The sequence below is a fragment of the Polaromonas sp. P3_B4 genome (assembly GCF_056402835.1).
In genome coordinates, this window is record NZ_JBFUGQ010000001.1 from 2,210,487 (window position 1) to 2,231,232 (window position 20,746).

21 protein-coding genes and 1 tRNA gene are annotated in these 20,746 nt (G+C 63.7%); 7 read left to right on the forward strand and 15 right to left on the reverse strand.

What is annotated here, in order from left to right; translation table 11 throughout:
• The first annotated feature begins 12 nt into the window (after window positions 1–12).
• The 5 genes from AC1DVV_RS10450 (at window position 13) to AC1DVV_RS10470 (ending at window position 5,154) form a co-directional block, all read left to right on the forward strand.
• The gene (locus tag AC1DVV_RS10450; protein ID WP_457280204.1) at window positions 13–684 is read left to right on the forward strand and encodes a response regulator; all 672 of its coding nucleotides are present in this window, start codon (window positions 13–15) and stop codon (window positions 682–684) included.
• 152 nt (window positions 685–836) lie between these two features.
• The gene (locus tag AC1DVV_RS10455) at window positions 837–2,333 is read left to right on the forward strand and encodes a sensor histidine kinase (RefSeq protein WP_457280203.1); all 1,497 of its coding nucleotides are present in this window, start codon (window positions 837–839) and stop codon (window positions 2,331–2,333) included.
• A gap of 263 nt (window positions 2,334–2,596) precedes the next feature.
• On the forward strand, window positions 2,597–3,019 hold the full coding sequence (locus AC1DVV_RS10460) for a tripartite tricarboxylate transporter TctB family protein (RefSeq protein WP_457280964.1): 423 nt from the start codon (window positions 2,597–2,599) through the stop codon (window positions 3,017–3,019).
• Window positions 3,019–4,566: a tripartite tricarboxylate transporter permease gene (locus AC1DVV_RS10465; RefSeq protein ID WP_457280202.1), complete on the forward strand. Its 1,548-nt coding sequence runs from the start codon at window positions 3,019–3,021 to the stop codon at window positions 4,564–4,566. Before AC1DVV_RS10460 ends, AC1DVV_RS10465 begins: the two co-directional genes overlap by 1 nt.
• Before the next feature lie 138 nt (window positions 4,567–4,704).
• Window positions 4,705–5,154, forward strand: a complete 450-nt coding sequence (locus AC1DVV_RS10470; RefSeq protein ID WP_457280201.1) for a DsrE family protein — start codon at window positions 4,705–4,707, stop codon at window positions 5,152–5,154.
• Window positions 5,155–5,172: 18 nt separating this feature from the next.
• On the opposite strand, the gene AC1DVV_RS10475 is transcribed toward AC1DVV_RS10470, so the two are convergent.
• The 3 genes from AC1DVV_RS10475 to AC1DVV_RS10485 are packed head-to-tail and all read right to left on the reverse strand — an operon-like array spanning window position 5,173 to window position 8,172.
• Window positions 5,173–5,826, reverse strand: coding sequence for an ABC transporter permease subunit (locus AC1DVV_RS10475; protein WP_457280200.1), 654 nt, complete (start codon window positions 5,824–5,826; stop codon window positions 5,173–5,175).
• Window positions 5,819–7,492 (reverse strand): transporter substrate-binding domain-containing protein, encoded by a 1,674-nt coding sequence (locus AC1DVV_RS10480; protein ID WP_477701775.1) that lies wholly within the window; start codon window positions 7,490–7,492, stop codon window positions 5,819–5,821. The genes AC1DVV_RS10475 and AC1DVV_RS10480 overlap by 8 nt, the downstream gene beginning before the upstream one ends.
• The gene (locus tag AC1DVV_RS10485) at window positions 7,492–8,172 is read right to left on the reverse strand and encodes a methyltransferase (RefSeq protein WP_457280198.1); all 681 of its coding nucleotides are present in this window, start codon (window positions 8,170–8,172) and stop codon (window positions 7,492–7,494) included. The genes AC1DVV_RS10480 and AC1DVV_RS10485 overlap by 1 nt, the downstream gene beginning before the upstream one ends.
• Before the next feature lie 214 nt (window positions 8,173–8,386).
• Between AC1DVV_RS10485 and AC1DVV_RS10490 the strand changes: the two genes are divergently transcribed.
• Window positions 8,387–8,460: transfer RNA gene (locus AC1DVV_RS10490), tRNA-Gly, on the forward strand.
• Between the two features lie 102 nt (window positions 8,461–8,562).
• On the opposite strand, the gene AC1DVV_RS10495 is transcribed toward AC1DVV_RS10490, so the two are convergent.
• From AC1DVV_RS10495 to AC1DVV_RS10535, 9 genes are all read right to left on the reverse strand, one after another.
• Entirely contained in the window at window positions 8,563–9,393 is an 831-nt protein-coding gene (locus tag AC1DVV_RS10495; protein WP_477701776.1) for an alpha/beta fold hydrolase, read from the reverse strand.
• A gap of 120 nt (window positions 9,394–9,513) precedes the next feature.
• Window positions 9,514–9,951 carry a nuclear transport factor 2 family protein gene (locus tag AC1DVV_RS10500; protein ID WP_457280196.1) on the reverse strand — a complete coding sequence of 146 codons (438 nt, stop codon included), beginning with the start codon at window positions 9,949–9,951 and terminating at the stop codon, window positions 9,514–9,516.
• Between the two features lie 6 nt (window positions 9,952–9,957).
• On the reverse strand, window positions 9,958–10,749 hold the full coding sequence (locus AC1DVV_RS10505; RefSeq protein ID WP_457280195.1) for an SDR family NAD(P)-dependent oxidoreductase: 792 nt from the start codon (window positions 10,747–10,749) through the stop codon (window positions 9,958–9,960).
• A 6-nt stretch (window positions 10,750–10,755) separates the two neighbouring features.
• Entirely contained in the window at window positions 10,756–11,304 is a 549-nt protein-coding gene (locus tag AC1DVV_RS10510) for a DUF3833 domain-containing protein (protein WP_457280194.1), read from the reverse strand.
• Window positions 11,301–12,614, reverse strand: a complete 1,314-nt coding sequence (locus tag AC1DVV_RS10515) for an MFS transporter (protein WP_477701777.1) — start codon at window positions 12,612–12,614, stop codon at window positions 11,301–11,303. The genes AC1DVV_RS10510 and AC1DVV_RS10515 overlap by 4 nt, the downstream gene beginning before the upstream one ends.
• Window positions 12,611–13,093, reverse strand: a complete 483-nt coding sequence (locus tag AC1DVV_RS10520) for a chalcone isomerase family protein (protein ID WP_477701778.1) — start codon at window positions 13,091–13,093, stop codon at window positions 12,611–12,613. The genes AC1DVV_RS10515 and AC1DVV_RS10520 overlap by 4 nt, the downstream gene beginning before the upstream one ends.
• 95 nt (window positions 13,094–13,188) lie before the next feature.
• Window positions 13,189–14,466, reverse strand: a complete 1,278-nt coding sequence (locus AC1DVV_RS10525; protein ID WP_457280191.1) for a class I SAM-dependent methyltransferase — start codon at window positions 14,464–14,466, stop codon at window positions 13,189–13,191.
• Window positions 14,467–14,508: 42 nt separating this feature from the next.
• Window positions 14,509–15,318 (reverse strand): DUF1365 domain-containing protein, encoded by an 810-nt coding sequence (locus AC1DVV_RS10530; protein ID WP_477701779.1) that lies wholly within the window; start codon window positions 15,316–15,318, stop codon window positions 14,509–14,511.
• Entirely contained in the window at window positions 15,315–16,613 is a 1,299-nt protein-coding gene (locus AC1DVV_RS10535) for an NAD(P)/FAD-dependent oxidoreductase (protein ID WP_477689440.1), read from the reverse strand. The genes AC1DVV_RS10530 and AC1DVV_RS10535 overlap by 4 nt, the downstream gene beginning before the upstream one ends.
• Before the next feature lie 122 nt (window positions 16,614–16,735).
• On the opposite strand from AC1DVV_RS10535, the gene AC1DVV_RS10540 reads away from it, so the two are divergent.
• On the forward strand, window positions 16,736–17,353 hold the full coding sequence (locus AC1DVV_RS10540; protein ID WP_477665675.1) for a TetR/AcrR family transcriptional regulator: 618 nt from the start codon (window positions 16,736–16,738) through the stop codon (window positions 17,351–17,353).
• Window positions 17,354–17,524: 171 nt separating this feature from the next.
• Here the strand turns inward: AC1DVV_RS10540 and AC1DVV_RS10545 are convergent, their stop codons facing one another.
• The 3 genes from AC1DVV_RS10545 to AC1DVV_RS10555 all read right to left on the reverse strand — a co-directional run bounded on the left by AC1DVV_RS10545 (window position 17,525) and on the right by AC1DVV_RS10555 (window position 20,709).
• Window positions 17,525–18,490 carry an EamA family transporter gene (locus AC1DVV_RS10545; RefSeq protein WP_477665674.1) on the reverse strand — a complete coding sequence of 322 codons (966 nt, stop codon included), beginning with the start codon at window positions 18,488–18,490 and terminating at the stop codon, window positions 17,525–17,527.
• An 81-nt stretch (window positions 18,491–18,571) separates the two neighbouring features.
• Window positions 18,572–19,564 (reverse strand): substrate-binding domain-containing protein, encoded by a 993-nt coding sequence (locus tag AC1DVV_RS10550; protein WP_477665673.1) that lies wholly within the window; start codon window positions 19,562–19,564, stop codon window positions 18,572–18,574.
• A gap of 155 nt (window positions 19,565–19,719) precedes the next feature.
• Window positions 19,720–20,709 carry a Bug family tripartite tricarboxylate transporter substrate binding protein gene (locus AC1DVV_RS10555; RefSeq protein WP_477665672.1) on the reverse strand — a complete coding sequence of 330 codons (990 nt, stop codon included), beginning with the start codon at window positions 20,707–20,709 and terminating at the stop codon, window positions 19,720–19,722.
• Window positions 20,710–20,746 lie beyond the last annotated feature (37 nt).

Here is a 20,746-nt window from a genome sequence, read left to right on the forward strand (position 1 = left end):
AATCGAACCAACATGCGCCTGCTGCTTGTGGAAGACGAAGCCGAGATGGCCTCGTGGCTGGTGCGCGCATTCAAGCAAAGTGGCTTTGTGCCCGACCATGCGCAGGACGCCGGCACCGCCGAGTCACTGCTGGCCGGCAATGACTACGACGCGATCGTGCTCGACCTGCGGCTGCCCGACAAACACGGGCTGAACCTGCTGGCCGATATTCGCAAGGCCGGCAACCGCACGCCCGTGCTGGTGCTGACCGCACAGGGCTCGCTTCAAGACCGGGTAAAAGGCCTGAACGTCGGAGCCGACGACTTCCTGACCAAACCCTTTGCGATTGAAGAACTCGAGGCCCGCATCGCCGCGCTGGTTCGACGTAGCCGGGGGCGCTCACACGCGCCGCTGCAGTGCGGTTCGCTCTCATGCGCCCACGACAGCCGCGCCTTCACATTGGCCGGCACGCTGCTGCAACTCACGCCGCGCGAAAGCGCCGCGTTGTCGGTGCTGCTGGCGCGCAGCGGCTCGCCGGTAGAAAAGTCGCAGCTCTCGGCCAAAGTCTTTCCGGCCGACAGCAATGCCGGCCCTGACGCCATCGAACTGGTGCTCCACCGGCTGCGCCGCAAGCTCGACGGCGGCGACGTGCGCATCGTCACCGTGCGCGGCCTGGGCTACATGCTGGAGTCGCATCAAGCATGATCTGTCGTTTTGCACTCGTCCTCGCCGCACATCGCCGCGTTGCAGTCCTTACCCATGCTTCAGCATGGGCGGCGGCCTGCGCCTTGCGCTGCGCACCGATGACTTTGCGCAAATCCGACAGCTCATACTTGACGCGACTCTAAGCCTCACACATGCAGATACTGCGGACTGACCCCGACCGCTTCGGCATACGCGCGCGACTGCTGACGCTGCTGCTCCCGGCCATCCTGGGCTTGCTGGCCCTGGACAGCTGGAACGACTACCGCGCACTACGCGGCCAGGTGCAGGACGCCTACGACCAGGCCATGCTCGAATCCGTCCATGTGCTGCGCGGCAGTCTGTCGATGGGTCCGGACGGTTTGCTGCACCTGAACGCGCCACTTGCGGTACAGGCGGTGGTTGATGCCGCCGGCCCGCTGCAAAAGTACCTGCATATCGGATTGACGCCGCAAGGGGTGGGCTCAGCAAGTGAGGTGACCTTGCTAGGCGCAACCGACCTGCCTGCACCGCCGCAGCAGGCCCCCTCGCCCTCTTCCATCGCCTCCCCCGTGGTCTGGTACGACAGCGACTACCGGGACCATCCAGTGCGTGTGGTGGCGCTTCAAAGCAAAGTGCTTGACGAGCGTGGCCAGGCCTTTGACCTGCTGATCCAGGTGGCCGAAAGCACCGAACCACGCGACCGGGCGCAGGCGGCCACGCTGCGGCAGGAGTTGATACGCGACACCCGCATGGTGCTGGTGATGATCCTGCTGGTCTGGCTGGGTGTGACCTGGTCCCTGCGGCCGCTGGAGCGCCTGCGCAAAACCGTGTTGGAAAACAAAGGCCGCGACCTCAAGCCGCTGGACACCACCAACGTGCCGCATGAAGTGGCACCGCTGGTCGACGCCGTCAACCAGCACCTGGCCAGCTACCGCGATTTGCTTGAGCAACAATCGCAGTTCCTGGCCGACGCATCGCACCAGCTGCGCACACCGCTGGCCATCATGCTGACGCAGGCCGGCGTCGCGCTGCGCGAAAAAGACCCTGAGCAGCTTCACACGACCTTGCGCGCCATGGTCGTGCAGATCTCGCGCAGCCGGCGTCTGTGCGAGCAACTGCTGTCGCTGGCCCATGCGAGCGACGGTGCGCCATCCGAAGACGCGCCTGCCGTCGTGGACCTCAACAGCATCGCGCGGGACGTGGTGCTGCAGCACCTGGCGCTGGCCCATGAGAAAAATCAGGACCTGGGCCTGGACGCGGCTGAAGATGCACCGGTGCCCGACCCACTGCAAAAAAACCCTGCAGTCCCGGTACTGGCTCGCGGCGCCGAACTGCACGAGGCGCTGTCCAACCTGGTGCACAACGCCATTGTCTACACCCCGCCGGGTGGGCACATCACCGTGAAGGTGAGCGCCGGCGATGGCGCGGCGCTCGCCGAGGTGCGCGACGACGGCCCGGGCATAGCCAAAGCGCGGCACGCGGAAGTGTTTGAACGCTTTCATTCGGCCGGCCCGACGGAAAAAGGCGCGCGCGGCGCCGGGCTCGGTATGGCCATCGCACGCGCCTATGCCAGACGCAACGGTGGTGACATTGAGTTGGCCGATGCTGGCTTCGGCTCCGGCTTGCGCGCCATCCTGCGGCTGCCGCTGGCGTCCGACCCCCAGGGCTGACGCACACGGTTGAGCCGTGGCCGGCGGTGCCGCAGGCGCCACCGGCCCTGTTAGTGATAACACGTATTTTGAGTTCGGCTGCGTAAAACGAAAGCCGATTGGAAGCCTCGCTTCCTAACATCCGCTCCATCCCAAACGCCCCAGCCGGTTGCAACTTGTGCACCAGCCAAAGGCAGGGCCACCATCAAGGAGACACGGATGAATCACCCCCCGTTTGTGATAACGCCCGCAGCGGCGCAGCCATGGAGAAAACCGCTATGAACATGAAGAACCGTAACTTCGTGCGGGGCCTCTGCCTCATGGCGATCGCCCTGCTCTTTGGCGGGGTGTCGCTGAATTACACAGTAGGCGAATTAAGCCGCTCCGGACCCGGCATGTTTCCCCTGATCGTGAGCTCCCTGCTGTTTGTGATTGGCGTGCTCACAGTGGTGCGCTCGCACTTCTATGACCCCGTCCCCCTGGACTACGGCGTCAAAAATATCGCCCTCATTCTGCTGAGCCTCGTCGGGTTTGCAGTGATCTCCCACTACATCAACATGATCCTTGCCATCATATTTCTGGTGTTTTGTTCCACGCTTGCAGGTACGTCGTATTCCGTGGTGCGCAACATCAAGATCTCGGTAGGCCTGATCCTGGTTGCCTTTGCCTTCAAAAACTTTCTCGGCCTTAGCCTGCCCCTCTACTGATGGACATCCTGCATAACCTCTCGCTGGGTTTCGAGCACGCGCTGACCTGGCAAAACCTTCTTTATTGCGCTCTTGGCTGCACGGTGGGCACACTCATCGGGCTGCTGCCGGGACTGGGCCCTTTGTCGACCATCAGCCTGCTGCTGCCCCTGACTTATTCCATTCCCACCGGCGGCGCACTCATCATGCTGGCTGGCATTTACTACGGGGCCCAATATGGCGACAGCGTGAGCGCCATCACGATGAAGATCCCGCATGCCAGCAGCATCGTCGCCTGTATAGACGGCTACCAGATGACGCTCAAGGGAAAGACCGGCCTGGCCCTGTTCACCGCGGGCATTTCCAGCTTCATTGGCGGCACCGTGGCCATTGTGGTGCTTTCGACCCTGGCTCAACCATTGGGTGAAGTGGGCTTCCTGTTTGGGCCGGCTGACTACTGCGCCCTCATGCTGCTGGGTTTTTTCTGCGTGAGCTTTGTCAGCAGCGGCAGCCTGCTCAACGGCCTGGCCATGGCCATGGTCGGCGTCCTGCTCGGGATGGTCGGTACCGATGTGAACAGCGGCACTGCGCGCTACACCATGGACCTGCCGTTCCTGATGGACGGGATTGGCCTGATCAGCATCGCCCTGGGCTGCTTCGGCATTGCCGAGGTGGTGAAAAATCTCGACAACAAAAATGTTCTCACGCCGTTCAACGGCGAAATCAAGCTCATGCCGACCTGGCCCGAGTTCAAGCGCATCATCCCCAGCGCCCTGCGCGGCAGCATCATCGGCTCGGTCCTGGGCATACTGCCCGGCGGCGGCCCCACGATTGCCCAGTTCGCCGCCTACGCCGCCGACAAGAAGTTCAGCAAATACAAGCACGAGATCGGCACCGGATGCATCGAAGGCGTGGCCGGGCAGGCCGCCGCCGACGAGGCCGCCGCACGCACCAGCTTTATCCCGCTGATGGCCATCGGCATTCCCGAAAATGCCGTCATGGCCCTGATGATGGCCGCCTTCGTCATCAAGGGGATCCAGCCCGGCCCCAACATGATCGCCAGCCACCCCGATTTATTCTGGGGTCTGGTAGCCAGTATGTGGGTGGGCAATTGCTTTCTGGTCATCCTCAACGTGCCCCTGGTGCGCTACTGGCTGTCGGTCTTCAAGATTCCCTACACGGTGCTGTTTCCGGCGATTCTCTTTTTCTGCTGCATCGGCACCTTCAGCATCAACAACAGCCTGGACGACATCTACATCACAGCCGTGTTCGGCCTGGTGGGCTATTTGTTTTTGCGCCTGGAGATGGAGGCCGCGCCACTCCTGCTGGGTTTTATTCTGGGCCCCATGCTGGAGGAAAATTTCCGCCGCGCCATGCTTCTCAGCCGGGGCAGCTTCAGCGTGTTCGTCAACCGACCCATCAGCGGGACCTTGCTGGCCATGATCGGAACTCTGGTCGTGTGGCAGGTCGTGGTGTTTGTCCGGAAGCTGATCAAGGCGCCCGACCATCACATCCACTCGGACGGCAATGCGCCCGCCGTGCCGCTACCCGCAACCGGTGGTAAATGAGGTCAACGTGAGGCAAAAGCAGTAGAGCCCGCCGATTCTCCCCGCCCCTGAAAGCCCCCAAGCCTCTCACGAGCTTGGGGGCTTGTTTCATGCGGCCGTTGTGTTGAAATGAGCTTCCCCTTCAGGAGACACGCCAACATGAACCGCAGACTCTTCATCCAGGCCGGGGCCGTCGGCTCGCTGGCCCTTTTTGCTCCTTTTTTGATAGCTGCTCGCGCACAACCAGCGGGGGCTGCAGGCACAAAACGTCATGGAATCGTGATCCAGGTCAGCGACAACGACCCCGCCAAATGGAACCTGGCGCTGAACAACGCCAAAAACCTGCAGGACGACGTGGGCGCCGCCAACGTCGACATTGAAATCGTCGCCTACGGCCCGGGCATCGGCATGCTCAAGCTTGAATCCCCCACCGGCTTCCGCATCGCCGACGCCGCCAAGGCCGGCATCAAAGTCACCGCCTGCGAAAACACCATGCGCGGCCAGAAGCTGACCAAGGACGACATGCTGGCCGGCATCAGCTATGTGCCCGCCGGCGTCACGGAAATCATGAAGAAGCAGCACGAAGGCTGGGCGTACCTGCGGCCGTGAGCCGGGGGGGACGAACCCTCAAGGCTGTTCCGCCCCTTCCAGCCGCGCCGCCTGCACAGGCCGGTGAAAACGCTGGTTGAGCTTGCCGCGCCAATGGTTGATGAGGTGGTAAATCAGCTGGAAGCAGACGGTAAAGATCACAATCACCAGGCCTATCAGCAGCACCCGGTCGCCGGCCTTGGGCAGGGTTTCGATGGCGCGCAGCGTGATCGTTGTGGCCTCGACCACGCCGACCGCCGCGCCGAAACCCGAAGACAGCACCATCACAAAAAACGCGCGCACCAGGCCCATCACAAACAGCATGGCGGCCACGGGCGAGCCGCTTCTCAACTGCCGCATGGCCTCGACCGCGTGATCCGACACATAGGCCGCCGCATACAGCGTGAGCGACAGCACCACGGCCAGCCACGGCGTCATGGTGAACTGCCGGTGCGGGGAACCTATGGCCGGCACGACGTTGACCAGGAAAAACATCACCACAAAGGTGGGCACGGTGCGCATCAGCGCGACCAGCCAGGCAGCCGGCGTGGCAGCCAGGCCGTTGCGAAAGCGCGCAAAAGCCAGCGGCGCGCCCAGCAGCATGCCGCCCAGCAGCGCGCAAATGGCGATCTGGAAATTGACGACCAGGGCGGCCAGGAATTCCGGGATAAAGCGCGGCAGCAGCTCAAGCATAGGAAGCCCTGCTCAAGGCCAGCCGCGACTGCCAAACGTCGGCCAGCTTGTGCACCACCGCGACCAGCAGCATGTAGAAGATCAGCAGGAAAGTGTAGGTGGTGATGCGTTCGCTGGAAAACGACGCCACGTCGGTCAGCGCGGCCAGCAGCTCGGGCACGCCCATCACCGACGCGGCCGGGCTGCCCCGGGTGGCGTTCACCATGAAAGCCACCATTTGCGCGCGGGCCCGGTAGACCGCCGCGCTCAGGGCGGGCCGGGCCTGTGCGCGCTCCTCGCGCAGCGTGAGCATGGCCTCCGCGACGGCCTGCCCGGCGTTGCTGCCGTTGAACAGGCCCAGCACCAGAACCGCAGCGGCCAGCGCGACCAGCGGCGAGGTGGCGCCCATGGCACCGACCACCACGCCGGCCAGGATCATCAGCAAAATCAGCGGCGTCGATTGCATGGGCCACAGCACGCAGCGCATGGACCAGCGCAGCCAGCGCATGCGGGACGTGAGGCCCGCGCCAAAGGCCAGCGCGAAAGCCCAGGTCGCCAGCACGGCGCCCACCACCAGCAGCACGGAGAACCAGACCCCTTCCAGCAGAAGGTCCAGCGCCACCCAGATCTTGAACATGGCCAGCGTGACCCGCGTGCCGGTGGTGTGGTAGATGAAGTTCTCAAGCCGGTCGACCAGGGGCGCGAAGGAGGTGGGCTGCAGCTGGTTGTCCAGCGGCGCCATCACGCAGGCCGGATCGTTCAGGGCGCTGATCTGCGCGCAGTTGCTGCCGGACCAGAGCCGGCGCTGCTGCGCCAGGAAGGGCGAGTCCGCCCCGTGCTTTTTGGCCAGCGCCTGCAGGGCGCCCGAGATGTGCAGCTGCTGCATCGACAGCGCCAGCACGTCCGCCAGGCGCGCGCCGCCGTTGCGTGACACGGCCGCGCCCCAGGGCAGCGGGGCGAAGCCGAACTTGGTGTCGTAGGCCGCGGCAAACGCGGGCTGCTGCAGGTAAGACGCAAAAAAGCTGTCGTCCTGCGCGACCAGCGAGCAACCGCCCAGGCGAAGCTCATCGACCAGGCTGGAGGCCTTGTCAAACAACTTCAGGCGCGCGCCATTGACCGACAGCTCGGCATTGGTACTGTTGCCCACCGTCACGCAGACCGTGTTGCCGCGCAACTTGACCAGCCCCCCGATCTCCAGCTCTTTGCGCCCCAGCACAATGGTCTGCGACTGGTAGTAGTGCGGCCTCACGAACAGGGCTTCACGGTCCCGCTGCAAGGTGTGGCCCATGGTGGCGATGACCATGTCGACCCGCCCTTCGCCGAGCAGCGCCAGGCGGTTGGCGGGCGTGACCACCACAAACGCCGGCTCAACGCCGAGCGAGCCCGCCAGCTGGTGCGCCAGGTCGATTTCAAAGCCCTGCAGCGCGCCCGCCGCGTCCTCGAAGGCAAACGGCGGATAGCCGGTGCGCACGCCCACCCTCAGGGTCTTGGTGCACAGCACGCGCGACAACACATCCACCGCCTGGTCGCAATTCCGGCCTTGCGGCGCGCCGGCCTGGGCCGCGGGCGGCGGCTGTTGCGGCGGCCGGCCGTCCTGGGCGGCCGCGGTGAAACACAGCAGTGCCAGGCTGAGGGCCAGCACGCGGCGCATGGCAAAGCGGCTTTCAACCACGCCGCGGATTCGCATCAAGCTTCCTCGTGCTTCCAGCTGATTTCAACCAGGTCGAAGTCGACAAACCAGTAGGAGCCCATCCTGTGGATGCCCTCCCCCAAGAAACGCGACAGCACCTGCGGGCTCAGGCTGACCTGCTTGTGCGCGGGCAAAGGCACCGAAGCACAGTAGGCGATGCGCGCCTGCAGGCCCAGGGCCTCGACCATCGCCTGTGTCTTGCTGAAATCGAGGAACACGTTGTGGGTCATGACGGCCAGGCCGCCGGGCGCCAGGTGGCGGGCCAGGCCCTGCAGGAAGGGGTCGACACTGCGGCGGCCGTCGATACCGCCGGCGCTCCAACTCGGCAGCCGTCCATCGCCCTCGATGTGCTCGGCCGCGAACTGCGGCAGGTTGGTCACCACCAGGTCAAAGCGCGCGTCGCCGCACACGCTCCACATGTCGCCCTGCAGCAGGCTGGCATTGGCCTGCAGCCCTTCCTGATCCAGCAGTTTTTGCGTGGCCTGCACGGCCAGCGCCTCGAGCTCGACGCCCAGCGCGCTTTGCGCGCCCAGTGCCAGCAGCATCGCCATGATCACGCCGCTGCCCGGCCCCATCTCCAGCGCCCGGGCCGCATGCACACGCCCCGGGTGCTTGCGCAGGTAAAGCAGCAAAGCGGCGGTGTATTCGCTCGGACTGAATAAATTGGTTTCGTTCAAAACAATTCTTCTTGCATCCCGAAAGGCGGCTTTGACACTGGGGCGGCCGGCTTGAAGCACGGTCGAGCGATAGTAACCTATGGATACACCTTTGTGATTACAGGCAGGCGCCGCTTGCCCATGCCTTTGAAGCTGGCACCGCAGTGTAAAATTCGCCGCAAGCCCGCTACCGGCGCGGCTCAGCGCCAAGTGGTTCATCAGCAGCCACCCAAACGCGGGTGTAGTTCAATGGCAGAACGGCAGCTTCCCAAGCTTCATACGAGGGTTCGATTCCCTTCACCCGCTCCAGATTTCGAACAAGGTCTTTAAGTTCTTTGAAGATTTAGCATCCGACCTCAACTGTTGCGCCAAGGTCCTGCAAAGGATGTTCATGGCAAAGGCTGGCTATCTCTATCGCCGCAGCAAACTTTCAAAATATCGCCCGAGAGCCAGGTTGAATTCCTGGGGGGCTTCCAGTGCCGGCAGATGCGCCGCGCCCTGAAGTACCAAGCTTTGGGCCCCGGGTATGCGCCGCGCAACAAGCGCGCATCTTTCCTGCAAGTGCGGGAGGTCAAGATCGCCCCACATCACGAGCGTAGGCGCTTTGATCGCTTCCAGCTGTTCCCATGCTGAAGGTTCTTCGGATGCCGGGCCAGGGTTGGCGGCCCGTAAAGCGCTACCGTTCATCGAGAGGAAGAGCTGGCGAATCTCACCTCCTACTCGCTCCGGCGGACTCAAGGGGCCGTCCAGCCAGAGACGAGCCTGAAGCTCATTCTTTGCATCCAGGTCGCCCTGCGCCGCAGCGGCGCTGATCGCATCCATCAGTGCTTTGACCGGATCCCCGTATTGCGGCGCCGGTGCACCGCTCACCCCGGGCGCAACAACCACCAAACCGCTCACCCGGTCTGGCCGCGCCAATGCGGCGTCGATGGCGACGCGGCCTCCCATGGAACAGCCTACCAACACCGCACGGTCATATCCCAAAGAATCCATCACATCCCAAAGGTCGGCCACATTTGAATACGGCGTTGGCCTCACTGTGCGCGACGCTCCAAAGCCGCGGCGGTCGTAGCTGATTACAGGGTGAGCTGTTGCCAGCCAGTCCCATTGGCCTTGCCACATTCGCCGGTCTGCGACGTTGGCGTGCAGCAAGACAACCGGCGTGCCAGTTGCGCCGTGGTTTGCCTCGTATTCCACAGCCAGCAAAGCGCCAGGAACTTCAACCAGCTTCATTGTTTTCATGGCTATGACGATACTGATCGCAGACCTTGGATGTCAAGCCGTGATTGCCGTTGGCAGCGGCCAGCGCATCACGATGATGAATATGCCCGGCAAGGTCAGGCCGCTGCGGGCCAGCCCGTCTTACGGATTCCCGCGCCGCTTCAACCACCTCATCAGGCTGCCGACCACGGGCAGCTTTTCATAGAGTTCTTCAGCCGCGTCCCAGTAGTCGCGGTGCAGCGTGATGCGGCCTTCGCCGTCCAGCACCAGGTGCGAGCCGCCCAGGATGCACTGCGCCCTTCCCCGCTGAAAACGTTTGAAGGCAAAGTGGAACTCCCAGGTCAGAAAGCATTGCGTGCCTTGCACGATGCGCCCGGTGATGACGAAGCGCGGGTTCTCCAGGGTCTCATACATGTGGCTGTAGATCTGCTGGATCGCGGGCAAGCCATGCACATCGTTGAACGGATCTTTAAAACGTGCATCGGGAGCGTAGATGGCGCCCAGCGTTTCCACGCCCGCGGGGGTGAGGGTCTGGAAGGTGTCTGCAATGCGGTCGACAGCGTAGTTGGCGAAGTTCATGAATTTCTAGGCCTGCCTGAGGCGGCGGGTCGCCGCGAAAAACAAGGGGTAAGGCAAAAGCCGCAAGGCTTTCATCCAGAGGGTAAAGCGTTTGGGGAAGTGGATTTCAAATTCTCCGCGTGCCCAGCCCCGCAGTATTTCGCTCGCCGCCTGTTCGGGGCTGATCAAGGCGGGCATTTTGAACTGGTTCTGTTGCGTCAGCGGTGTGTTGACAAAGCCGGGGTTGATCAGCGAGACACCGACACCCTGGGCGTGCAGGTCCAGGTACAGGGTCTCGGCGAGGTTGATGAGCGCGGCCTTGGTGGGGCCGTAGGCCAGGCTGTTGGGCAGGCCCCGGTAGCCGGCCACGCTGCCCATGAGGCTGATGTGGCCGCGCTGGCCGGTGCGCGTATCCGGCTGTCGCGCCAGCAGCTGCGGCACCACGGCGTCCAGCATGTAGAGCGCGCCGAGGTAATTGACTTCGTTGTGGCGCAGCAGGTCGGCCAGGTCCATGTGGGCGGCGTCCATGGCGTGATAGTGGCCCGCGCAGTACACGACGCAGTCCAACGCATCCTGGGCGGCCAGGGCCGATGCCGCGGCCTTGACCGCGCACGCGTCGGTCACGTCCAGCGGCAGGGCCAGGGCGCCGGGGTGTGCGTCGACGAAGGCGTTGAGCGCATCCGCGCCGCGGGCCGACACCACCACCTTCGCGCCCCGGGCGTGCAGCGCTGATGCGGTGGCTCGGCCTATGCCGGTGGAGGAGCCCACCAGCCAGACCGTGCGGCCGCGCCAGTCCGCGATGCGAGAGTTCAGTGCCATGGCTGTCTATCGCTTGGTGAAGGACAGCGTCACTTCGCCCAGGCCCACACCCCACTTGCGCATGGCGGCCTTGTTGAGCATGACTTTGTCGTTCATGAGGTACATCCAGTCGTCAAACTGCACGTTGATGACCCGGCCGTCCACCGGCAAGGCCAGGGTGTAGGCCCAGTTGAAGGCGTTGCCGCTTTGCCGGCCCTCGGCGGTGCCCACCACGTCGTCGGCCTGGCCGGTGTAGTGGCCGTCGGCATGGCGCGTCAGGCGCCAGATGCGCCGCTGGGTCGTGCCGTCGGAATAGCTGAAGGCTTCGTCGAGCACGCCGGCGTCTCCCTTCCAGGTGCAGGTCATCACCACGCTAAAGCGCTTGACGACCTTGCCGGAGCGGTCGGTGAAGATGCCGTAGGCGTCGAGCGTGCCGTTGAAGTAGTCGCGCAGTTCCAGCACCGGGGTTTCCCTGGCGTAGTCCTGCACTTGCGGCGTGCTGCATGCGCCCAGCAAGGCAGCGCACACGACGACGGCGAGAAGGCGTGAGCGGTGGAAAAAAGTGCGTTGTGTCATGGGGTGTGCGGCTGGGCCGTGGTTGGGAGGATGAAAAAATGGAGCGCGCCGGCCGCCAGGGCTTTGAGCGCGCAGGGCAGGAGGCAGTAAGCGGCGGTGAGCAGGGCGGAGGCGTTGGCGTCCCGCACGCCGGGCACATAACCGAGCCAGCCGAGCAAAGGCAGGGCCAGACCGGCGGCCAGCGCGAGGTTGAGCTTGGTGGCGAAGTTCCACCAGCCGAAGTAAGCCCCTTCGGCGCGACCGCGGTCACCGGCCCTGGCAATGACGCCGGCCAGCAGCGCGCCGGGCAGGACCAGGTCGCTGCCCAGGGCCGCGCCGGACAAGGCGCACACCAGCAAAAACCAGGGCGCGTCGCCCGCGCCCAGCCGGCTCGCGCCCAGAAAAACGGCAATGGACAGCAGCATGCCAAAGCGCCAGCTGTGCGCCAGCCCCCAGCGCTTGACCCCGCGCAGCCACAGCGGCATGGACAGCGCGCCGCACACAAAGTACACGGCCAGCGCGGCGGACTGCATGGCCTCGCTGGCCAACAAACGGTCTTGCAGGAAAAACAGCACGAGCGTGGCAGGGATGGCGCTGGCGATGCCGTTGAGCAGGTAGACGCCCAGGAGGCGGCGAAAGTCGGGATTGCGCCACGGGTGCCGGAGCGCGCCGGCCGTTGTGTCTGCAGCGGTTGTCGCCGCATGGCGGCGCCCAGGCCGGGGCGCCGCGCGCCAGGCCCACCAGCCGCCTGCAAGGCCGGCGACCAGCAGGGCCAGCATGACGGGCACGCCCAGCAGCGCGGGCGTGACCGACGCGAGCAGCACGCCCACCAGGCCCAGCCCTTCGCGCCAGGCCACGACGCGGCTGCGATACAGCGCGTCGCCGCCCAGCATGGCGCCCCAGGACTGGTGCGCAATAGACAAAGCGCTGTAGGCCGCGTAGGTCACGACCAGCCAGAACCCCGCCCACCAGAGCAGTGCGGTGGGATCACTTACCAACGGCACAAACAAAAAAGAAAATCCCACGGCGAGAACGGCTCCCGCCAATGCGCCCATCACCAGCACGGCGCGAAGCGATACGACATAGAGTCGATCGCACAAGCGGCCCAACAACGGATCGATGACCGCATCGAGCAGACGTGCGCCCAGGAGCACGCCGCCCAAAGCCGCGAGCGAAACACTCCAATGGCGCGTGTACAGATTGGGCATCAAGACATAAAGCGGCAGGGCGCAAAACGCCAGGGGCAACCCCAGCAGGCCGTAGCGCGCCCCGCCGCTCAGACCCAGAACCCGGGGCTCCGCTTCGATGCGCGCAGCCATAGAGGGATTCATGGTGCGGCACCCACCGGGGCCGGGGATTTCTCCTGCGCCAGCAGCGCGCGGCGCATTTTCGGCTCGGAGGTTTGCGGTGACAGCCAGATGCCGAAGAAGAGTTTGGCAAACAGCGGGTCGCGCACTTCACCGAGCATGCGGCCGTTGCTCCAGAACACCGCGCCCGTGGCGGGCTGGTGCACCCCGGTGATGCGATCGCCGGCGCCGACATCCGGGAACAGCGCACGCATCTGGTTTTCCCAGGCGGCTTCCTGCGCCGGGGTCATGGGGGTGACGGGCGCCTGGCGGCGCATCTCCGCAATGGATCGCCGGGCAATGTCGGCCCCTTTGAAGTCACGCAGGTAAGCCAGCTCCAGCGCAAACGGGCTTTTTTCATAGGCTGGCCCGTCGAATCCTGGTGCGACCCAGAGGGTCGCCCGGTAAACTTCAAGGCCCCAGAATTTCAAACCAGCCTGACCCGACAGGCTGGCCGCAGGCAAGGCGGAGCGTAGCTCTTGCGGAAGGGGCTGAGCCTGAACTTGCAAGCAAGACAAGCACCCAATGACCGCCAATATCGCGCAAGCAGATGCGTTTTTCATATCGAAAGCGCTTCAGGTTTGCGCAAGGTGTACTGCATCAGGTTGATATCACCCGTGTCAAAGGCAGCCTCGCAGTAGCCCAGGTAAAACTCCCAGATGCGCATAAACCGTTCGTCAAAGCCGAGCGCCGCCACCTCGGCCTTGCGGGCGATGAAGGCGTCGCGCCAGCGGCGCAGCGTCTCGGCGTAGTCCGCGCCGAAGGCGAATTCGTCCACCACCTCCAGCCCCGCGGCCTGAGCCTGGCAGCGGAACTCCCGCGGGCAAGGCAGGCAGCCGCCGGGAAAGATGTACTGCTGGATGAAGTCGGTCGACCCGACATAGCGGTCGAACAGTGCGTCGTTGATGACGATGCTTTGCACGCAGGCCCGCCCGCCGGGTTTGAGCAGGCGGCTCACGGTGGCGAAGTAGGTGGGCCAATAGGCCTGGCCCACGGCTTCCACCATCTCGATGGAGCAGATCGCGTCGAACGGCGCATCCTGGATGTCGCGGTAGTCCTGCAGGCGCAGGTCGGCCCGCCCGCCCGCGCCGGTGCCGACGTCCAGGCGCTGCATGCGGGCATTGGCATAGGCCAGTTGCTCGGTGCTCAGCGTCACGCCCACCACGGCCGCGCCGCGTTCGACGGCGGCCTGCTCGGCAAGCGCGCCCCAGCCGCAGCCGATTTCCAGCACGCGGTCGCCGGACTTCACATTGGCCATTTCCAGCGCGCGGCGCACCTTGGCGTTCTGCGCCTCGGGCAAGGAGCGGGACAGGTCGCCGTCAAACCAGGCGCCGGAGTAGTTCATGGTCTCGTCCAGCCACAGGCGGTAAAACGGGTTGCCCAGATCGTAGTGGGCATGGATGTTCTTGCGGCTGTTGGCGCGGCTGTTGTGGTGCAGCAGGTGCTTGACGCGGTACAGCAGCAGCCCGAACCATGTGCCGAAGATCATGGCGTCGACCTCCCGGCGGTTGGCGGAGAACAGCTTGAGCAGTTGGGTCAGGTCGGGCGTACTCCAGTCCCCGGCGATGTAGCTCTCGGCAAAGCCAATGTCGCCGGACTTGAGCGCGGCGCCGAACACCTTCCAGTTGTGCAAGGTGATGCTGGCGCTGGGGTGTCCGGGCATATGCATGTCGTGCTGCTGCGGGTGCTCGCCAAAGCGGCGCTGCGAGCCGTCGGGCAGGTGCAGGGTCAGCGCGCCGTGGCGCAGGTTTTGCAGCAGGCGCAGCGCGCTTCGGGCGGCGGCCGGCGCATCATTTGGAAACGCAAGGCCTTGGACGGTGCGGGTAACGGCGTTCATGTCGGACTCCTGGAATGGGGCTTATGCATTGCGCGTGCGCCTCTAGCGCGAGACAAGGCTTTGCGGCGGCGAGGGTTTGCGAAAGAAAGGCACTTTTTTCAGCCACAGGCGCAACGCCTGGACGTGGATGTGCAGCACCACGCCCAGCGTCATCGCGGGATAGCGCCACAAGGCGCCGCGCAGGACGGCGGGCGTGATGGCCTGCAGCGTGCCGCTCACGCTGGTCTGCAGCACGGCGTCGTCTGCAACGACTTCGTCGTAGAAATCCACGCGGGCCACCGTACGCGCCTGTCCGTCCTGTTCGCCGTGTTCGCTGCGCATGAAGCGAAAGCGGTAGTGGCCCTGCACCGGGTTGAAGGGGGAGACGTGAAACACCTTGTCCGCGCGCTGCTCCACGCCATAGCGCGGGGCGTCCAGCACATAGCAGTGACGCTCGCCGAAGGTGTTGTTGACTTCCACCACGATGGCGCGCAGACCGCCCTCGTGGTCGCCCGCCGCGCGGTGGCAATACCAGAAGCTCACCGGCTTGAAGGTGTAGCCCAGCACGCGCGGATAGGTGTGCAGCCAGGCCTCGCCGGTCGCGTCATGGATGCCCTCGCGCCGCAACACTTCGTCCAGCCAGGCGATGGCGCCGCCCTGCTCCGGCGCGCGCCCGTCGCCGTGGTCGGCCTCGAAAAAGCTCAGCGCGCCCCCGCGATTGATGCGCCACTGGCCCGGTTGCGGCGCCTGCTTTTGCAGGCTGCGCAGCGGCAGCATCAGGAAGTACGTGGGGTAAACAAACGCGTGGCGCCGCGGGCGCAGGCGGGTGTGGCGCACCTGGCCGAAACCGATGAGCGGCACGGGCTGGCTCATGCGTCCGCCAACAGCTGCGCGGCGGCAGCCAGCCCGGCCTTGAGGCCGTCTTCATGAAAGCCGTAGCCCATCCACGCGCCCGCAAAGTAGCGATGGTTTTTGCCCTGCAGCGCCGGCATGCGGGTTTGCGCCGCCACGGCGGCCAGATCGAAAACCGGGTGGGTGTAGTCGTACTCGCCGATGATTTTTTCCTGTGCGATGGGGCGTACCGGGTTCAGGGATACGACCACCGGCTGCTCCCAGGGCAGAGGCTGCAGGCGGTTGATCAGGTAGTGCAGGCACACCCGCGCGCCCTCCTGTTCGGCTCCGCCTGCACGCTCGTAGTTCCAGGCCGCCCATGCGGCCCTGCGCGTCGGCAGGGCGGAGGCATCCGTGTGCAACACGGCCTTGTTGGACTGGTAGTGAATGGCTCCCAGGGTTTCACGCTCCTGCGCCGTCGGCGCGGTCAGCATGCGCAGGGCCTGGTCGGAGTGGGTGGCGATGATGACCTTGTCAAACAGCTCGGCGCCCGCGTCGGTGTGAATGCGCATGCTGGCTTTGCCGTCCGGCGTGTTGCCAACGTGTTCGATACGGCGCACCGGGGTGTTCAGCCGCTTGTCCGCAATGCCCTCGATGATTTTTTCGACATAGCGCCTGGCACCGCCCTGCACGGTCCACCACTGGGGGCGGTTGGTGATTTGCAGCAAGCCGTGGTTGTGGCAAAAGCGCACCATGGTCGACACCGGGAACTGCAGCATCTGCGCGGTGGGGCAGCTCCAGATGCAGGCCATCATGGGCAGGAAGTACCAGTCGCAAAACGCGGCACCGAAGCCGTGCTCGTCCAGGAACTTTCCGAGGGGTTGGCCCAGTTGCGCATCGGTTCCGCTTTGGGCCATGCGACTGGTCAGGGCGTTAAAGCGCAGCAGGTCGCGTAGCATGCCCCAAAAGCGCGGGTTGGCCAGATTGCCGCGTTGCGCAAACACGGTGTTCAGGCTGGAGCCGCTCCATTCCATGGCGCGGCCGTTGGCAAAATCGTCGGTCTGCACCGAAAACGACATCTCTGACTTGACGCTTGCCACGTCCAGCTCCGCCAGGAGCTTGATCAGTTGCGGGTAAGTGCGCTCGTTAAGGACCAGAAATCCTGTATCCACCCCATGGGTGACCTCACCGCGCGGTGTGGGAAGCGTCACGTCGACGGTGTGGGTATGCCCGCCAAACCAGGCGCCCGCCTCCAGCAGCGTGATGTCTGCCTTGCCCCTGAGGGCGTGGGCGGCCGCCAAGCCTGAAATACCCGAACCGACGATGGCTACTTTGATTGACACCCGCACTCCTTGAATTGCTCAGGTCAATTCTATACTACTCAGTATTTATTAAAACTATTCAGTATTAATATTTCCTCATAATTCTTTTTTCAAACTAAACTGGCTAAAATCACAGCATGACGAGCCCCCTCCCCCCCAAGGCCTCCTTCAAGGCACAAATGCTGCTGGCGCGTGAAGACGCCATCATCCAGTCGGTGAACCGTTTGCTGGCTGAAAAAGGGTTTGAAGCCATGACGGTGGACGAAGTGGCGGCCGACGTGGGCATTGCCAAAGCCAGCCTTTACAAGCACTTCCCCAGCAAGGAAGACCTCGCCGCGGCGGCCATGGTGTCCGTCATGCGCCGGGCGCAGGCCTTTCTGGACGACTTGCAGCCCGAGTTGTCCGCCGTGGACAAGCTGCGCAAAGTGGTGGCTTGGACCATGGGCCTGAAGCTGGCGGGTGAAATGCCCTCGCTACCCAGCCAGAACTCCAGCCTGCGCACCGCGCTGATCGCCAACAAGGACTACATGGACGGGCTCATGGACGTGAGTGACCGGCTGGGAGCCTGGATTGAGGCGGCGCAGGCAAAAGGCGCCCTCAACCCCAAGCTCCCGCCCATTGCGGTGCTGTATACCCTGTATGCCCGCGCCTGCGATCCCGTGCTGGAATTTTTGAAAATGGGAGAGCTGTACACCGACGATGAAATTGTCGCCCTGGTGCTGAGCACGTGCTTTGAAGGCCTTGAAGCCCGCTGATTGCCGGCGCACAGGGGGCCGACCTTAGGGACCGGCATAACTGCTTCGGAGCCTTCCAGGATATCTGTGCCTTGAGTTCCTTCGTAACCGCGTACCCCAATCATCGGGGCTGTGCCGGCTGGGTGCCTTTTTGGCACTGCGGTATTGAGTTTCCGGGTCAGGGTCGGTGCGTTAACGCATCACGATGATCACGATACCGAGCAAAGTCAAGCCACTGCCCGCCAGCGTGGTGGCCTTGATGGCGTCCTGGTCCTTGAACAGCAGATGGCTGAGCGGAAACACCAGGACCGGCGTGCACAACGTCACCAGCGTGGCAACGGACAGCGGGATGTAGCGCATGGCGCCGATCACGCACATCTGCGCTGAAATGGTGGTCACGCCGATCAGGGCGTAGAGCGCCATGCCACTGCGGCTGGCTGAGCGCAGGCGGGCCGCCATCGCACCCTTGTCGGCGCTGAAAACCAGGAGCAGCGCCAGGCCGCTGGCGGCGCCTATCAGCGCGCCCACGACGGGTTCATTCCAGCTGCGCACAGCTGACCCCCTGAGCACATTGCCGATCGCATACGCCAGCGAGCTACCCATGCCCAACAAAAAGGCGGACTGCAACGCCCGCTGAAGCGCCGTGGGCCGCGTGGCTGCGGGTGCGGGGCCTCCGTCGGGCGCCAGCGCTGGCGTGGAACCGCGGCGTGAAAAAAATCCGGGCTTGTAGCTGACCAGCATCAGGCCGCCAATCGTCATGACCATGCCCAGCGCCACCAGCAAGCTCAGGCGCTCACCCAGCAGCAGCCAGGCCATCAGTGCGGTGAACAGCGGGCTGCTGATCTGGAAAACACTGGCCTTGGCCGGTCCAAAACGCACCACGGATTCGTAAAAAAACCAGCGCCCCAGGTAAGTGGCAAACGCGCCAGCAGCGGCAAAAAGCCAGAACGCCTGCGCGTTCCACCGCAAGCCATCCGTGCGCAGGCCCATCTGCACCAGCGTGGCCAATGCGGAAAACACCACGTTGGAGGAAGCCGCGATGAGGAAGCCCAGGCCAAGCTCCAGGCGGCTGGACGCCACCTTGGTAACGAGGATGGAGACCGTGAAAAGCAACAGCGCAGCGCTGGCCAGCAGGTAACCGAAAAAGGTATCAGACATCCAGATCAAGCATCAAATCGGCATTCAGCCCTTATAAGACGGGCGCAAGCAGCTATCAAAACAGGAGCATTCATCACCATGTCAGATCTTGAAAGCTTCCAGTGACTCGGGGGCAAAGAGCTCCTGCGGCGTGAGCAACCGCTTTGAAAGGCCCTGCTCAAACGAGTACCGTAAAAAGGTCTGCAGCGTGGCTTCATTCTTCTCAAACCCGTAAGGCCAGAAGTCTTCGCCCATCTCACGCTTGACCTGCTCGACGTGCGAAGTCAGCCAGGGCAGCATGACCTTAAGCGCCGCTGTTTCGTACAGGTCTTCGTAAGTGCGCCGCTGGGACTCCTCCAGCGCTTTCATCAGCGAGCGTGCCACCCAGCGGTTGGCTTCATACACGTCGCGGCGAATCGCCACCGTATGCATGATGGGGAATATTTTCGTTTCCTTGAAGTAATTGCGTTCGACCTGTTCGTAGTCTTCAAAAAGGCGCTTGACCTTGCCGCCCCCCTTCAAAAAGCTCGAAGGCATGCGCGCGGTGTAAAGCGCGTCGATCTCGCCGTCGAGCAGCATCTGCGCCAATGTCTGCCCGGGCCCAATGCGCTCGACCTTGATGTTGGGCGGCAAATCCAGCTTGATCTTTTCGGATCGGCCGGGTTCTTCTTCGCCGCCGGTGAAGTAGGTCACGCTGTCAACAGGCACGCCGTAGTGGTCGGACAGGATACCGCGTATCCACACCGGCGCCGTCATCTGGTACTCGGGGTTGCCGACGCGCTTGCCTATCAAGTCCTTCGCCTCGCGAATGCCGGACCTGGCATTCACGTAGATGCAGGAATGGCGGAAAAATCGCGAGGGAAACACCGGAATCGCCACAAACGGCCGCGACTCGTTGAACAGGGACACGGTGTACGACGAGAGCGACATTTCAGCCGCATCAAATTCCTTGTGCCTGAGCATGCGAAAGAAGGTTTCCTCCACCGGCATGTTGAGGTAGTTCAGGTCGATGCCATCGGGCTGCACGCTCCCGTCCATCAAGGCGCGGGTGCGGTCATAGTTCCAGCAGCCGAAAGTCAGTTTCAGTTTTGACATGTCGCAGTGTGTTCCTTGAGAGATTTGATGGATTGAAGGTTTAGAGACGTTCACAAAACCCAGCGGAGCGGTCCTGGCTAGGCGCGTCGCCGCAGACAGTGCTACAGCACGGCAAGGCGGCGCAACAACGCCAGGAGGGTTTTGTGGGCGGCTCCTTATTCCGGCTTGATGCCGGAGGCCACGATGGCCTTGGCCAGGCGTTCGTTTTCACCGAGGATGGCCTTGTTGTAGTCGGCAGGGCTGCTACCGATGGGCTCGATGCCGGCGTTGTTCAGCGTGGTGATGACTTCCGGCATCCTGGCGATCTGGGCCATCTCGGCGCTGATGCGCTCTATCGCACTCGCCGGCGTGCCCGTAGCGGCCAGCACGCCCACGATGGGCGCGAAGTCAAACCCAGGAATGGTTTCCGCAATCGCCGGCACATTGGGCTCCTGGCTGGAGCGCTGGGCCGCATTGTTGGCCAGCAGCTTGACCTGCCCGCCTTTCACAAAACCGGCCAGGGACGGCAGCGCCGAGAACAACACGTCGACCTGTCCGCCGATCAGCGCCGGAACCGACTGGCCCGTGCCCTTGAACGGCACATGCGTGATTTGCAGGCCGAGCGATGCCTTCAGCGCCTCCATGGTCAGGTGGTGCGTGCTGCCAATGCCCGAAGAGCCGTAGTTCAAGGTTCCCGGTTTGGCCTTGGCGAGCGCGATGAACTCCTGAAATGTATTGACCTGTACTTTGGGATGAACCGCCAGGTACAGCGGCGCGCGAGCCGCGAGCGACACGGGCATGAAATCGCGTTTGAAGTCGTAACCCAGGCTTTTGTAGATGGCGGGATTGATGGAGAACATCGAGCCGTCCGTTACCAGGAAGGTGTAGCCGTCTTTCGGGGCGGTGGCCAGCGCCTGCGCGGCCACGACGCCATTGGCACCCGGACGGTTGTCAACCACCACTGACTGGCCGAGCTTGTCGCCCAGCCGCTGCGCAAAAATGCGGGCCACGGTGTCGGGCAGGCCGCCGGCCGCGTAGGGCACCACGAACTTGATGGGGCGATTGGGGTAGGCACCCTGGGCGGCGGCAAACATCGGCAGCAGAGTGCCGGCTGCCAGGATGGCGCTGGCCCCTAGAAGATGAAGAAGATGACGGCGCTGTTTCATGAAATGTCTCCTGATGATTTTTTAAAGTGTCATGGCG